This is a genomic window from Brachyspira suanatina (assembly GCF_001049755.1).
GTDB lineage: Bacteria > Spirochaetota > Brachyspiria > Brachyspirales > Brachyspiraceae > Brachyspira > Brachyspira suanatina.
In genome coordinates this window covers 1058988-1075643 of sequence record NZ_CVLB01000001.1, presented here as the reverse complement: position 1 = coordinate 1075643, position 16656 = coordinate 1058988, and the positions used below count along the sequence as shown (strand labels likewise).

12 protein-coding genes are annotated in these 16656 nt (G+C 26.1%); 6 read left to right on the top strand and 6 right to left on the bottom strand.

The window, feature by feature from the left end; translation table 11 throughout:
* Positions 1-85: 85 nt before the first annotated feature.
* Entirely contained in the window at positions 86-2383 is a 2298-nt protein-coding gene (locus tag BRSU_RS04780; RefSeq protein ID WP_048594148.1) for a DUF3536 domain-containing protein, read from the top strand.
* A gap of 72 nt (positions 2384-2455) precedes the next feature.
* On the opposite strand, the gene BRSU_RS04775 is transcribed toward BRSU_RS04780, so the two are convergent.
* The 5 genes from BRSU_RS04775 to BRSU_RS04755 all read right to left on the bottom strand — a co-directional run bounded on the left by BRSU_RS04775 (position 2456) and on the right by BRSU_RS04755 (position 8275).
* Entirely contained in the window at positions 2456-2950 is a 495-nt protein-coding gene (locus BRSU_RS04775) for a hypothetical protein (protein WP_048594147.1), read from the bottom strand.
* 8 nt (positions 2951-2958) lie between these two features.
* Positions 2959-3384 carry a SoxR reducing system RseC family protein gene (locus BRSU_RS04770; protein ID WP_048594146.1) on the bottom strand — a complete coding sequence of 142 codons (426 nt, stop codon included), beginning with the start codon at positions 3382-3384 and terminating at the stop codon, positions 2959-2961.
* 17 nt (positions 3385-3401) lie between these two features.
* Positions 3402-3983 (bottom strand): SAM-dependent methyltransferase, encoded by a 582-nt coding sequence (locus BRSU_RS04765; protein ID WP_048594145.1) that lies wholly within the window; start codon positions 3981-3983, stop codon positions 3402-3404.
* A 153-nt stretch (positions 3984-4136) separates the two neighbouring features.
* Complete coding sequence (locus BRSU_RS04760; RefSeq protein ID WP_048594144.1) at positions 4137-5540, bottom strand: tetratricopeptide repeat protein; 1404 nt, start codon at positions 5538-5540, stop codon at positions 4137-4139.
* A gap of 98 nt (positions 5541-5638) precedes the next feature.
* Positions 5639-8275, bottom strand: coding sequence for a calcium-translocating P-type ATPase, PMCA-type (locus tag BRSU_RS04755; RefSeq protein WP_048594143.1), 2637 nt, complete (start codon positions 8273-8275; stop codon positions 5639-5641).
* A gap of 548 nt (positions 8276-8823) precedes the next feature.
* Between BRSU_RS04755 and BRSU_RS04750 the strand changes: the two genes are divergently transcribed.
* From BRSU_RS04750 to BRSU_RS04735, 4 genes are all read left to right on the top strand, one after another.
* Complete coding sequence (locus BRSU_RS04750; protein ID WP_048594142.1) at positions 8824-9888, top strand: hypothetical protein; 1065 nt, start codon at positions 8824-8826, stop codon at positions 9886-9888.
* 158 nt (positions 9889-10046) lie between these two features.
* Entirely contained in the window at positions 10047-11051 is a 1005-nt protein-coding gene (locus tag BRSU_RS04745; RefSeq protein ID WP_048594141.1) for a hypothetical protein, read from the top strand.
* Positions 11052-11303: 252 nt separating this feature from the next.
* The gene (locus BRSU_RS04740) at positions 11304-11528 is read left to right on the top strand and encodes a hypothetical protein (protein WP_014487650.1); all 225 of its coding nucleotides are present in this window, start codon (positions 11304-11306) and stop codon (positions 11526-11528) included.
* 3 nt (positions 11529-11531) lie between these two features.
* Positions 11532-12341, top strand: a complete 810-nt coding sequence (locus BRSU_RS04735; RefSeq protein ID WP_048594140.1) for a pyridoxamine kinase — start codon at positions 11532-11534, stop codon at positions 12339-12341.
* A gap of 386 nt (positions 12342-12727) precedes the next feature.
* On the opposite strand, the gene BRSU_RS04730 is transcribed toward BRSU_RS04735, so the two are convergent.
* On the bottom strand, positions 12728-15481 hold the full coding sequence (locus tag BRSU_RS04730; protein ID WP_048594139.1) for a tetratricopeptide repeat protein: 2754 nt from the start codon (positions 15479-15481) through the stop codon (positions 12728-12730).
* A gap of 70 nt (positions 15482-15551) precedes the next feature.
* Between BRSU_RS04730 and BRSU_RS04725 the strand changes: the two genes are divergently transcribed.
* Positions 15552-16631 carry a glycosyltransferase gene (locus tag BRSU_RS04725; RefSeq protein ID WP_048594138.1) on the top strand — a complete coding sequence of 360 codons (1080 nt, stop codon included), beginning with the start codon at positions 15552-15554 and terminating at the stop codon, positions 16629-16631.
* Positions 16632-16656 lie beyond the last annotated feature (25 nt).

Genomic DNA, 16656 nt, shown 5'->3' with positions numbered 1-16656 from the left:
ATGATTTCATGTAAAAAAATCTTGCAATAATACACAAAATACTTATAATCATAAAACATGTTACTTAATGATATTAGGATATAATATGAGATACTTGATACTGCATGGTCATTTCTATCAGCCCCCAAGAGAAAATCCATTTTTAGGTGAAATACAAAAAGAAGCAAGTGCTGCCCCTGCTCATGACTGGAATGAAAGAATAACGAATGAATGTTATAGTCCTAATGCATATTCAAGAATATTAGACGGTTATGGAAGAATAAATGATATGTCTAATAATTATGAATATATGAGTTTTAATTTCGGACCTACTCTGCTTGATTATATAGCAAAAACAAGAGAAGATTTATTAAAAAGAATAATAGAAGCAGATAAAAAAAGTATAGAAAGAATAGGATATGGTAATGCAATTGCTCAGGTTTATAATCATATAATACTTCCTCTTGCTAAAAAAGAAGATATGAGAGTGCAGATAAAATGGGGTTTATATAATTTTGAAAAATATTTCAGAAGAAAATCAAGCGGAATGTGGCTTTCTGAAACAGCAATAAATTTAGATGTAGTTGATGCTTTATATGACTGCGGAGTTAAATTTACAATACTCTCTCCATATCAAGCACATTATGTTAAAAATATCACAACTACAGATGTTTCAGGAGCAAAAATAGATACTTCAAAACCTTATTGGCTTTACGGCCATAATGGTAAAAGAGTTGCTGTATTTTTCTATGATGCTTATGTATCTCAGGCAATAGCATTTGAACATTTACTCACATCTTCTGATAAACTTGCAGAAAAAATAAGAAATGCTTATGGTGAAAGAAAACTAGTTAATATAGCTACTGACGGAGAAAGCTACGGACACCATGAACCTTTTGCTGATATGTGTTTAGCAAGATATTTTAAAGAAAATGTTCATTACGATAATATTACGCCAACTAATTATGAGCATTATTTGAATATTCATCCGCCTACAGAAGAAGTTATACTTCATAGCGGTACAGGCGGAAGAGGAACTTCTTGGAGCTGTTCGCATGGTGTAGAAAGATGGAGAAGCAACTGCGGATGCGGAGGCTGGGACGGATGCGATTTATCTTGGAGAGGTCCTTTGCGTGAAGCATTTGATATATTAAGAAAGATGCAGGATAAATTATTTGCTACTTTCTTAGACTTTACTGATGAAACTAGAAACTCTTTAAGAGAAGAATATGTGCGTGCTATATATAATGATTTAGATGCTAGAGATTTATACGAAATATGCAGCAAATATATATCATTCAAAGAATTTGTATTTTTAATGGAATCTTATAAATATTCATTATTTGCATATACATCTTGCGGTTGGTTCTTTGAAGATGTATCAAGATTAGAGCCTATAAAAAATATGCAGTATGCAGAACAGTCTTTCCATTATGCTAGATTATTGGTAAAAGATAAAAATGTTGACTTTGTTGATAAGGCTCAAGAAGAATTTTTAAAAATGTTAGAAAAATCTATAAGCAATAAACCGGAACATCATAGTGCTAGATACTTCTATGAAAAAGAAGCAAAAGTTGATGTATTTGCTAAACTTTATGTTATCAACTATTTTATATTTAATCTTATAGCAAGCGAATACAGAGATGTAAACATAAATATCTTCAAACATGAAATAAAATCAACTAAAATAGAAAAAAATATTATAGAAGGTATATTAATAGATAATATAGCTGCTGATATATATTTCAGAGTTAATACATCAAGTGAAAATCATGAATTTAAAAATCAAATACAAATATCAGAAAATTATGATGAGTTAGATAAATGCACTGTTTATACAATGTATTTAAAAGATTTAAATTCAGATATAAGAGATAAATTAGCAGACAGCTTATTTGAAACTGACATAAAAAAACTAGATCATTTAATGCATGAAATATACCCTGAATATAGAAAACTTTTCACATACTTTAATTTAAATAGTATTACTCCTGATTATGACTATAGAAGAATAATGGGTGCTATGGCTTCACCTATACTTAGAGAAAAAATTTCGGAAAGAGGAAGAGATGCTTACGATGAAGTATCTGAAAATTTAAAAGATGCAAGAAATGCAGGAATATTTATATCAAACAGCGGAATATCAAGCTTAATCGGAGATAATATTAAAAATGCTTTGAATACATTATATGAAACAGGAAATACAGAAACAATATATGATGTACTTAAAGATGTTAAATTTTTATCAAATAACGATATGCCTATAGATAGAAATACATTTGAGAATATATTTTATAAAATAATACTCAAATATAAAAATACAGATATACAATTTAATGATGATGAAAAAGCATCATTTAAAGAATTAGGATATTGGCTTAATTTCAATATGGATAATATATAATAATATTTATTATAAAAATAAAAGCTAATAACTCAATTAATAAAGTTATCAGCTTTTTTATATATTATTTTTTTAATTATTTGTATTTACTTCATTAGTAGCATTATTATTAGTATTCATTTCATTAGTGTTTCTCATTATTAAACTGCCGTTTAGCAAACTTAATATCACTGTAAATGAATTGTTAGTATTACACTCTACATTTATTCTTATAACTCTTCCATTTTCAGACGAATTTTTTGCTAGCTCTATCTTTCCGTCAGGCTGTTTTCCAAAATAATAATTTGTTGTAATATAATATCCTTCATTCTTCCATAGATAATTTGCATACTTAACACTATAGCTAAGCACATCATCAACATCATAAAAATTTAATATCTTTATGTCGCCTTCTTCTATGTCATCTACTTTAGGATGTATTTTCAATCCTGTAACTTTATTAACAGATGATACAGCATCATTACCTATTTTATACAATTCTTCATAAGGTTTATCTTTAGAAATTAATAAATATGTTACGATTGATGCTGCAATGATAGTTATTATAGTTGGTATTATTTTTTTCATATAAAGCCTTATTGTTCATTAAAATTTTCTATAACTTGATTCTTACAAATTATATTTGCTATTATTTTATTATCCTTTTTTAATTTTCTTAATCCCAAAATAACATAGATAAAAAATACAATAAAAGCAAATATAGGTCCTAAATTATGATTTATATTTGATAATTTAGATATATATTCTCCAATGAAATATCCTGCTATAAGACAAATCAAAGGTATTACATAAACAAAAAAGTTAGTACCTCTTTTTAGTTCTTCTACTTCTATAACAACACTGTCTCCTTTATTAGCATTAATGTTATTGAATGCCCTAAGAACAACAGGTTTTCCAGAATTGCATATAGTACATCCATCACAGCTTGCACTTCTTTGCAATTCAACTTTAGCTACATTATTATCATAAGTTTCTAATACTAAAGCAAATTCTCTTTTCATTATTACTCCCCTTTATATTATCGTAACTTTTTAAAGTTTTTACAAAACAAAAATATTTCTCTGCTTTCATCTCTTGAACTTTTAGGTTTAAACACATTCACAGAATCAAAGTATTCAGATAATTCTTTTTTAAAGTCCTGCAAATCTTTACCGTCAAAAACTTTTATAAAAAAATGTCCGTTTTCCTTTAATACATCTTTAGCTAAATTGAATATAGCTTTGCATAAAGCAATAGAACGAAAATGATTGGTTTCTCTATCCGATGTAGTATTCGGCATAGCATCGCTTACTACAACATCAAATAAAGTATTATTAAATGTTGTAATATCCATTTCCTTTATATCGCCCAATATAAAAGTAAATCTCTGATGAGCAAATGAATTAGGAAGTATATCAACACCTACAACTGAACCGCTTTTCAATATTTTATTAAGCATATACTGACTGAAAGATCCAGGAGAACATCCTACATCAAGAACTGTATCTGATGCCTTTATAAATTTAAATTTATTCTGGGCTTCTTCAAGTTTGAATACACTTCTGGCTTTATAATTTTCTTCTTTTGCTTTTTTAAAATAAAAATCCTGTACCTTTTTCATTTAGCTGTAAACTATCCCATAAACAATTTTTATATATTTTGAATTAATTTTCAATAAAAATCAACTATTAAAATATAACATTTAAAATAAAAACAGCAATAGAACGAATAATCATCTATTGCTGTTTTATCATCTATAACCAATTTATCTTATTTACAATATCCAATTAAGTTTTTCTTCTGTTCTAGTTACACCTACAGGTAAATTTGTAAGCTGAGATTTATCAAGCAAATTTTCAAGTCTCTTTATTCCTACAATATCTATTCTTGACATAGCCGCATATCTTATAGCATCAGGACTCACCATAGCACAAGTTATAAGCATAGTATTAGCAATATTAGCATTAACAGCATAATCATATAAATGTACAAGCTCATCATTAAATATAGGACTATAAGAAGTTCTGAAATAAACTATCTTTTTAGGAGAATGAGGACTATTAGTCTCTTTAGCAAAAACTATTAAATATTTTTTATCAGTTATCTTAGAAGAATATGGAATAAGCCCTATACTTGCTACAACTTTTAAAGCCATATCAATAAAAGCATCCCCTTCCAATTTGAAGAACTTTTTAATATTTTCACTATATCTGGAATCTTTATAGTTGTTAAGTTTTTCATTGGCATCTCTATAATTAGGATCCATTACAATTATACTTTCCAATATTTCCATAGATTTATTGATATTACCAACTATATCATAGCATTCAGAAAGAGTATAAAGTATAGCTAAATTTAATTCTTTATCATAGCTATCATAACTTATAGCTTTTTCCAATGTTTTTATAGCAGATTCAATATTTTCTAATTTTATATAACAAAGTCCCATTTCATATAATGATCTTACAGAATATTCTTTATCTTTATAAGAATTAGCATAATATCTTATAGCTGTTTTATAATCCTCTCTTCCTCTGTAAGCTCTTCCCATATTATAATTCAATAAAGGATCCTCTGGAAACTTCTTATATATATTATTCATACCAGATATAGCATCATTGAAATTACCTATATTAACAAAACAAAAAGCCTTATATTTTAAAGCCTCAGAATTATTAGGCTGAACGTCCAATGCTTCATCAAAATATTTTATAGCTGTTTCATATTGTCTATTTTCATAGTATATTATACCTATCTCTAGGGCTACCACAAGCTTATAATCTTCTATCTTAAAAAGTGTAAGATATTGGGCTAATGCTTCTCCCTTTCTATCGATTTTATTTAAAGCCCTAGCTAATGACAAAATAGTTTCTGGATTCTTATCTCCATCATCTATAGCATGTCTGTATTCTACTATTGCAAAAGAATACTCTTCTAAACTACTATAACAATCACCTATCATGGCATGTATTTCGGCCCTTTTTGTACCTGGTTTATCTTTAGCTAAAATCTCTTTAAGTTTTAATAAGGCAACATCATGTCTTCCTTCACTAATAAGTTTATTTACCTTATCAATATCAGATATTTTATCTAATGATTTACCAAACAAAAATTTTTTTACTATAAGCAAAAGTGTAATGAATACACATACAAATACTATAATAGCAATATTATCCATATCTTATATCTACTCTATATTTTAAATTTAAACTATATATAAATTCGGAATTATTATATATTATTTTATAAAATAATTCCAATTTTATTTTAAAAAATTTATCTCTTTAACATTCTAGCAAATATTTTAAAAATTTCAGCAGCTAAAATAACAATAAATGAAACTCCTACAATTTTTAACCAAGTATTTACACTTAAAGGTACAGTATTAAAGAATCCGCCAGCATATTGAGTTGCCAATATTTGTAATATAAAAGTGATTCCCATACTTAAAAGCATTAATTTATTATTCAAAAAGTATTTAAATACGCTGTCAAATCCTAATTCTCTGCTGTTGAAAGAATTAAATATTTGGAACATTACAAACATAGCAAATAATACTGTAGATTTTTCTGCATCAGCAACATTAAGTATATTTAATTTACTTTGAAGCATAAATAATATTATCATCACTGTGGCAGAGAACACTATTTTAAATATCATTTTTTTAGTTACAATGCTTGCATTTCTTTTTGTAGGCATTCTTTTCATCAAGTTATCTCTTATAGGTTCAAGTCCTAAAGCAATAGCAGGAGGTCCGTCCATAATGATATTTATCCATAATAATTGTATGGCAGAAAATGGGGATTTAAATCCTGTTAATGTAGAGATAAGAACAACTACAACAGAAGCCAAGTTAACAGTAAGCTGAAACTGTATAAATCTTTGGAAGTTATCATATATTCCTCTACCCCATTGAACTGCTTTAACAATAGTAGCAAAAGAGTCATCAAGAAGAACTATATCGCTAGCCTCTTTCGATACCTCTGTACCTGTTATACCCATAGCAACACCAACATCTGCATTCTTAATAGCAGGGGCATCATTAATACCATCGCCTGTAACAGCAACAACATTTCCCATTTCTTTTATAGCATTAACAACACGCATTTTTACTGTAGGAGTACTTCTTGCTATAACTGATATCTTACTTAAATTCTGTTTTAATGTGTTATCATCCATAGCATCAATATCTTTTGCTTCAAGAACAATGCTGTTTTCATTAAGTATCTTTAACTCTCTCGCAATAGCAGTAGCAGTAACTATGTTATCACCTGTAAGCATTTTTATATTTATACCAGCACTTCTGCATTGATCAACCGCATCATAAACCTCTTTTCTTACTGGGTCTGATATAGCAACAAAGCCGTCATATATCATATCGCTTTCTAATTTTTCTCTTATATTTTCAACATTATCAGAAACAACTTTATGAGCGAATGCTATTACCCTTTTTGCTTCATTTTGGAATTTTTCTATAGCCTCTTCAATACCTTTTTTCTCATTGTCGCTAATACTGCACATAGCCATTATTTTTTCTGGGCTTCCTTTAGTGAATACTATAGTTTCATTTTCAACTTTAGCAACTGTTGTCATATTTTTAGTTTCTGATGAAAAAGGATATTCATATATAATTTTTGATTTTTCTCTTATATCTTTATAATTAAATCCTGATTTACTAGCTGCAACAAGTAATGCACATTCTGTAGGATTACCCAAAAACTTAGCAATTCCGTCTTTATAATCAACGTCAGCAGTAGAGTTTATAGCAAAGTTTTTTATAATCTTTTCATTTTTTATATTTTCAGGTTCTATATATTCACCATTAGCAAATAATTTATTTAATGTCATTTTATTTTCTGTAAGAGTACCAGTCTTATCTGAACAAATAACATTAACACTTCCTATAGTTTCGCAAGCAACCATCTTTTTTACTAAAGCATTTTGTCTAGCCATTTTTATGATATTAATAGATAATGAAACAGCAACTATTGTAGGAAGTCCCTCTGGTACTGATGCTACAATCAATACTATACTTGTAATGAATGCCTCTGAAATAGTATCAAAACTAGCATTACCTGTTCTTATAAAATTAACAACCTGTACAATAAATACTATTACAGCAGCAGTTATACCGAACATAGCTATTCTTTTGCCTAACTGGGCAAGTTTTTCTTGTAAAGGTGTAGAAGTCTTTTTTGTTTTTGAAAGCTCTCTGGCTATTTTACCGAACTCTGTTGCATCTCCTACAGAAGTAACAATCATTTTACCATTACCTGTAGTAACAAATGAACCTGAATAAGCCATATTTATTCTTTCAGCTACAGGAGTTTTTGTATCGGATAATAATGCTTCTGCATCTTTTTCTACCGGTTCGCTTTCACCTGTTAAAGCAGATTCATCAATATTTAAAGATACGCTTTCAAGAAGTCTTCCGTCAGCTGGAAGTTTATTTCCTGTTTCTATAAAAGCTATATCGCCTACTAACAAATCTTTTTGATTTATTATTTCTATATTTCCATCTCTTATAACTTTTACTCTAATATCTTCATTAATGCTATTTAAAGCCTCGAATGCTTTTGCACTTTTACCTTCCATAACTATAGTAATTGTTATAGATAAGCTTATAGCCAAAAATATACCTAAGCATTCTAAAAAGTCAGCATGTCCTCCATTAAAATACGCCACAGTATTTACACCTATTGCTATAATACCTGCAAATATAAGCATAAGTATCATAGGCTCTTTCAATGATTCCAATATCTTTTGAATCAAAGTGGCACCTTTTTCTTTTGTAAAGCTATTGGCACCATATTTTTCTAAGCTTTTTTTTCTGCTGTCTTCTGTTAAACCTATCTTAGGATCAACATTCAGAGTCGTTAAAATATCATTTTTACTCCCTAAAAAACTATCCATAAACTACCTCTCATTTAATTATTTTATATAAAAGAAAAAATGCATAAAAAAAGACTCATGCATAAATAAATCATCAAGGACATTAAACTAATCCTTAAGGATTTATTTATACCTGAGTCTCATTAATTAAGGCTTGCCAAACTCTACCATTTAAGAGCTGCGATGTTGACTTTGCCGCGTAAAATACGCCAATTACTCCCTCATGAGTATTTGATTATGTATGAAAGTATTATAACAAATAAAAAAATAATGTCAATATATTGTAAAGAAAAAACATATTTTTTAATATCTTCATATTGCATAACTAATGTAAAATATAGATAAATTAAAAAATAAACCTATTATAGTTCATAAAAAATAAATATTAAATATTGACTTTTAATATAGTTACTATATCATTTTACATAGATTATAGTAAGGTAAATTATATTTATGATAATGTTGCTATACATCAATAATATTTATTTTCTAAAAAACTTCATAAAAATAATATTTAAATACTATATAAAACTTTTTTATATTTTTAATAATTTTTGTTAGGAGACAATATGTATAAAAAAATTTTATTAACAACATTAATATCTTTATTAATATTAAGTTGTTCAGCAACAATAACTAATCCGAATCCTGAAGAAGAAATTGATATTGGAGACGGAAGTTTTATAGATCCAACACCTAGACCAAATCCAAATCCCGGAGAAGTTATAATAACAGATCAAACACAAATATCTGAATTTATAAAAAAACATAATGGAGTTTATTATTCAAGATATGAAGATGATAGCCTTGGAATTAGATATGTAATAGATGGAGATTTAATATACAATGGATATGGTACAAAAGTTGAAGCAACAATGAAAACGTTAGTAGGAAATAAACTTCAAATATACATAGAAGGCAAAAAAGCAAGCTCTGGTGCATTAGGATATGAAATGAATGATGAGATGTATACTTTTAACTTTGGCAGTGATGGAAACATATATCTTTTCGCTAATGCAATATTTCACAGAGAAAATTATCAAAAACCAACTTCAGGATATGAAACAAAAATAGGAGAACCTATATCAGAATTAATAACTTATACAGGAAACTATTATTATTATGATTATGATGATAAAAAAAAATATTATATACTTATAGATACAACTGGACAAGTATATATAGATGAGAATTTAAAAATAAATTATTCAAAAACTGAATTAAGCAATAATGTATTAATAATATCATACACAAAAACAGGCGGTACTTCAATAAAAGAAGAATTACATTTTTATGATAAAGATGGAAATAAAGATTATAAATTAATATTTGGTAATACTTGGATTAATAATCAATTACAATATGAAACTTTAATAAAATATAATTTATTCAGTCCATATATCGGTACATACAAATCAGCAGATAATACTATAATTTTAACAATAGAAACTACTGATGCAAAAATAAATACTGTTAAATATAGCTATACCCCTGTTATGATTGGAAATACTTTAATTATATATCAATATTCTTCAAGAGAAGGAAATAAAGAACATAAATTTGTATTTAGCGATGACAAGACAAAAGCTACTTATACTAAACCAGATGGAACAACTGTTGAATTAAATAAATAAGCATAGGCTATTAGAAAATTAATAATAAATAAAAGATATAAAAATATTGACTTTTTTATTTGCTTAGAATATTATTTTTTTTATAAGTATCATAATATGTTATATTCTTATTATTTTTTTACTTAAAAATAATAATTATTTAATAAAAAGGAGAAAAAATGATTAAAAAATTTTTATTAGCAGCAGCATTTATTATATTTGCTGTAAGTTGTTCTGGAAATAGTGCAAATAAATCTACTTCTGAAGCACTAATAACAAATCCTTCAGAAATATCTAATTTTCTAAAAAAATACGATGGAAGATATTACCATCTTCATGAATTTACAAATGGAAATTACACACATATTGCTTTTAGAATTGAAAATGGAAGCCTGTATATAGGTGAAGATAAAACTCCAGTAAATGAATTAACTTTATCAGGAAATTCATTGGAAATGAATGTTAATGGAAATAATCAGTTAAGTAATACATATAACCAAATATATTCAATAATTGAAGTTAATCTTTTTGATGATCATCTTAAATTTAGCGGAAAAAATATTTTTGAAAAAGAAGACTTTAATAAACCTGATGAAGATTATATAGTAATAAAACAATTCAAAGAATTAGGTAATTATGCTGGTAATTATTATATACCAACTTATGATAATAATGGTCAGATAAAAGTAAAAAATTACACTATACTTATAGATAAAGATGGTAATATATATGGATACAAAGGAATGACAAATGTTGGTATGACTTTCACATTGAACGGTAATGTTTTACAATCAGAACATAATGATAAGAACAATGAAAAAGTTATAATGTCTTATAAATTAGAAAAAGACAGAATAATTTATCAAATAAATTTCATATATGGAAAAGAATATTCTTATGAATTAATGAAATCAGATTTATTTACTCCTTATTTAGGAACATATTCTGCAGGAGATATTACTTTACATGTAAATGAAAACAATGCCAATATTAACACAGCTACAACAGGAGATTATTATTCTTCTATAATAAATGGAAATAATTTAACTATATCAGAAATATTCTTTGAAAATGATGTAGATCCAATAGAAATAAAAGAGCATAAAATAACATTTAGTGATGATAAAACAAAAGCTACTTATACTAAACCAGATGGAAGCGCTGTAGAATTGACTAAACAATAAAATAATTTGTTAATATAAAAATACAATCCTATTCATATTAATCTATGAATAGGATTTTTTTATATAAATAAAAAATACATATTAAACAATTTATAAAATATATGTAATATTAGATTAAATACTTAATTTTTATCAAAAAATCATAATAGAATCTGTTAATAACTATTTTATGTATAGGCTTTTTAGTAAAATTTATTTGAAAAAAAAATTATTATATGATATTATATAAAAATATATCATTTGGAGCAATAAATGAGAAGAGGTAAAAAGAATCCATTTCAAAAAGAAGTTGAAAGAAAATTCGGAACTAGCGGATTTGAACTTAATTCTTTTTTATCTGGCGGTAAAAAAATGAAAGTTACCAAAGAAGAAATTGAAGATAGATATGATATAACTCTTGAACAATTTGCATACTTTGCGCAAATATCCGGATATAAAGTTCTTGCCGATAGTAAAGCTCTTATTATATTTAAATAATTTATGAATAATAATTTCAATGTACTACTTCTAAACGATTTATGCTCTTATGGTAAGGCATCTTTAACAGTTAATATACCTGTATTATCGCATTTTGGTATAAAAGTTTCGCCTCTTGTTAGTGTTATACTTTCAAATCATACTGCTTTTGAATCTTTTTGTGCATTCGATTTGACAGAGCAATTAGAAAAAATTGTAGAGGAACTAAAAATAAGAAAACCTACTTTTGATGCTTTTTATGTAGGATGGATAGCATCTGGTAAACAGCCATCCATTGTTGTAGATATAATAAAGCACTTTGATATAGGTACTGTCTTAATAGATCCTATACTTGGTGATAATGGTAAGCTATACCCTTCTATGTCCGATGAACATGTAAATGCTATGAATGAATTAATAAAATATGCCAATATAGCAACTCCTAATATCACAGAATTAGCTATACTATTAGGAAAAGATCCTTCTCTAAAATACAATGAAGAAGAAGTTAAGGATATGGCTAGAGAGCTCTCTGAAATGGGGCCTAAAACAGTAATAGTTACAAGCGTTTCAAAAGATGAAAATATAGGATGCTTATGTTATAAAGATAACAATATAATAACAAGCTATTATCCTAAAATTAATATAAGCATACCTGGTACAGGAGATGCTTTTGGTTCTTCTTTATTAGGATATATATTAAAAGGCGATACTATAGAAACAGCTCTAAAAAAATCTACAAAGTTTATATATGATTGTGTTGAAGCATCTATAAAAGAAAATGATGATAGAGTTTATGGAATAGCTATAGAAAAAAGGCTTAATTTACTTTAAGTATAAAGAACATACTATATAATCCCAACCTTTAGGTTTTCTACTTATACATGCCATTTCTACTTTATATTTATTTTTAACTACCACTGTTATTTTTGCTGCCCACCCAATGTTTTTTAAATTTATTGACATCATCATCGCACGGTGAACAAAATTATAAATATAAACTGAATAATAATTATAATCTAAACTATAAATAAATATTCATTCAACGTGCGTTATGCGGATAAAAAATATAATCAAAATTTGGGCGGGCATGCTTTTATAAATTAAGTAAAAAAATTAATGAAAACTTTTATTTTTAGTAACAAATAAAAAAGCATAAAGGGCGGGATTTAAGAATGCACTTTATGCTTTATTAGTTTTTATGATAATGAATTGTAAATTTATTCTATTAATTTATTTTGTATATAATTAATTTCTTTTAATATTATATTTCTAGCTTCTAAATCTCTACCCCATACGGCTTTACTTAAAGCAGTTTGATAATTATTTAAAGCCTCTTTAAGTAAATTTTTTGTATTGCTATCTATATATCTTTCAGCTCTGAATTTATAAATATCTGCTAAAAGTTTATAACCGCTGTAATCATCAGGAACTAATGCCAAATAATTTAAAGCATAGGTTTCAGAATTTGTATCATTTTTTAAATTATTCAAATAAACTAAAGCAGCCCTATAATTAGCAGCAGCATAATTCTTTCTCATTCTAATTATACTTTCATAATCGGATAATGCATCTTTACTATTTCCCATAAGTTCTTTTATATACGCTCTTTGATAAAGATAATTAATATTATTAGCATCAAATGATAAAGCATTATTAATTATATTTAAAGCTTCAGCATAATTTCCAATTTTGGTATAAATCTTTGAAACAGCATAAAGCTTATCAGGATTATTTGCATTTTCAGTAATTAATCTTTTAAGATCGTTAGAATAAGGATTATAATTTTCTATATTAACAGCACTTTCAGCTATATATATAGGATTAACATTTAGATATTTTAAAGCTCTGTTATAAGATAAAAGTGAATACTCATATAAATAAGCTCTATTATACGCCATTCCCAATAATAAATCCTTTCCGCCATTAACATTAATATATTCAGTAATTCTATTAATTATATTGAATCCTTCTATATTATATTCATATATGTATGCTTCAGCAAGTTTTATTCTATTTTCTATATATGCAGGAGAAATTCTTAAAACTTCTTTCATAGTAGAAGATAAACTTACATAAGCACTTATATTGTCATAATAGCCAATAGAACTTAAATAAGAATCTATATACATTTCATTTTGAACAGCAATGGCATCATAATTGCTTCTATTTCTCCTAACAGCTAAAGCGGCAGTCTTGGTTGCTTCTTCATATCTTTTATTCTTATACAAATATGCTGCATAAAGCCCATAAGTTGTTGACTCAATCTGTTTTATATATGCAACATCATAATTTTTATTTCTCAAATCAGATATATAAGCTAAAGCCTCATCAAATTGATTAAATTTAATAAATTCAAATACCCTATCTGTTACCAAATTCAAATGTAATTTTAATTCCTCTTCCCAATATTCAGTAGCCCTTATATCTATAGCATCTCTCTCTTTTTGATAAGCTGATGTATCATTGTTTGAAGCTCTGATACCTAATAACTTTCTAAGTAAAAATACATTATTAACACTTATTGTATTAGCATTAAAATTTTCTTTCAATATATTTATAGCTTCATCTATAGAACCTAAATTATTATAAGCATCAGCAATATAGCCTATTCTAAGCTGTTCCTCATTTCCTTCAAATTTATATTTAGAAAGAAGCTGCATTATATCAACATAATACTTTTGCTGCTTTAACAACTCTGCTTTATCTAATATTTTATTATATTCAATATTATTTAATAAGCTATTTGCAATATCTTTATAATATTCTACAGATTTTAATAATTTAGAAGCTTCATCATATCTTTTTTGTATTATTAAACTCTTACTATAATCAATTTTATTTTCATCAGAAATATTATACAAATTTAGAATTTGAGAGATTATTCTATCTGGATAATAACTATACCCTAAATCATAAAGCATAGAAGCAAATGTTTCATATAATCTAGGTTTATTATATGTATATTCTAATCCTCTTTCTATTATTTTTATAGCTTCAGTTTCATTTTTTTCATATAAATATATTTGGGCTAATATAGCATAAGCCTCATCAAAATCTTTTACAGATGAAATAAGTTTTAATAATATACTTTTGGCATTATTATAATCTTCTAAAGCAAAATATGTTTTAGCCAAACCTACTGTTATTTCTGGATAATCTTTAGAATATGAAGAAATATTATTTAGTATACTTATGGCATTTGTATAATTTTGTGATAAAAAACTTCTATCCCAAGCATATATTTCTTTTTTTACTACAGCATTACTTATTTTTGTTTGAATTCTAATTTTTTCTTCGTTATTAGAATATCTTACCTTTCTGTAATTATCTATAGCATTGTCATACTGCTTATTTAAATAGCTTATATCTCCGAATCCTTCATTAGCATAAGAATTATTCTGCTTCATACAGGCATTATAATAATAATCAGCACTCTTAACATCACCATTTTTTAAAGCAGAATTACCAGCTAAAAAAAGCCAATATGGATTATTAGTTGTTTTATAAGCTGTGATGCAGGATTTTAAAGTTTCCTCATATTCATTAATAGTATCAAAAAACTCAAAAATCAAACTATAAACAGAATCATAATCTTTTTCTTCTATATATAATGATAAAAGTTTTTTTAAATCTAAAGAGGCATAATAAAGATCAGCCCGTCTATAATATGAAAGTCCTCTAAGATAATATATTTCATAATAATCTTTATAATTAGTTTCTAAAGCATTACATAAATTGATTGCTTCAAAAAAATTACCATCTTGTACAAATTTTCTAACTTTATCTAATTCCTTATTTAAATTATTTTGTGTATTTATATCTAAAGTAATTTTATTTGCATTTACAGATATATTTTCTAAAGTGATATTTGCATTTCTATCATTCATTACACTATGATATTGTAAAATATCTCTAGAATATGCCGAAATATATATAGTAAAAATTATAAATATAATTTTATTTATTTTCATAACAAGTCCTTATTTATCATTTCAAATATCGGAATGGGATTTGGTATATTTTAATTATGACGGATAAAAAATGAAAGAAATTATTGTACTAATATCTAATGCCAGCAATATAAAAGATAAATCTAATCAATTTATGCTTAATATGGTAGAACATTTCTATAAATCATCTATAAGAATAACAGTATTTTCAAAATCATTTCCAAAAAACTTTCCAGCTTATATTGCAAGAAAACATTTATCTTTATTATTTTTCAAAAAGTCAGCAAAAGATATAGCAAATATCGCTGAAAATGCTGATGCTATCATAGCTATAGATTTTCCTATGAATATAATAGCATCTATGACTAAAAATATTTTGATAAAAAAAAGAGTTAATAAATTGCCTATAATAGTATGGTATACTTTAAATTTCCAAAATCATTTATATTTTCAAGAAAAAAAAGATAGTAAAACAAAATTAATAGATAAAAGACTTATGAAATTGGATTATGAGCATACTGATAATATTGATATAATAATATGCGGAAGTAAAAAAACAAGGGAAAGACTATTATATCTACATAAAGATATAAAAAATATAGAAATAATACAGCCTTATTTTTCACCATATATATTTATTAATAACAATAAAAAAGAAAAAGACAAATCAATAATAATATTCTATAATAAAGAAGATAGTATTTTCAAATGTACAGCAGCTTATGCACAGTATTTGAAAGAAAGCGATGATATATATAAACTAAAAATAATAGGATATGACAAAGAATTAAAAGAAAATATTCATAAATTAGCTATAGAACAATATATAGAATTCATAGATGAATATGATAATTCAAATATAGGAAAAGAAATAGAAACCTCAAATGCTATGATAATACATAATATCAAAGATTCTTTCTATACTCAGTTAATAGCAGCTTGGCATTATAAAACATTGCCTATAATAGACGCTAAAAGCTCATCTGCTGAAATAGCTGTAGATGATAAAAATGCATTGATATACAATTCTAAAAATCCAATATCAATAATATCAAAAATAAAAAAAATGACAGAAAATAAAAAATCTTATGAATTATTTATGTCATCAATAGATGAAATGCAAAATACAGATGAAATATTAGAATTAATCTCTAATTTCAGCCATAATTAAAAAAGGAGGATAATCCCCCCTTTTT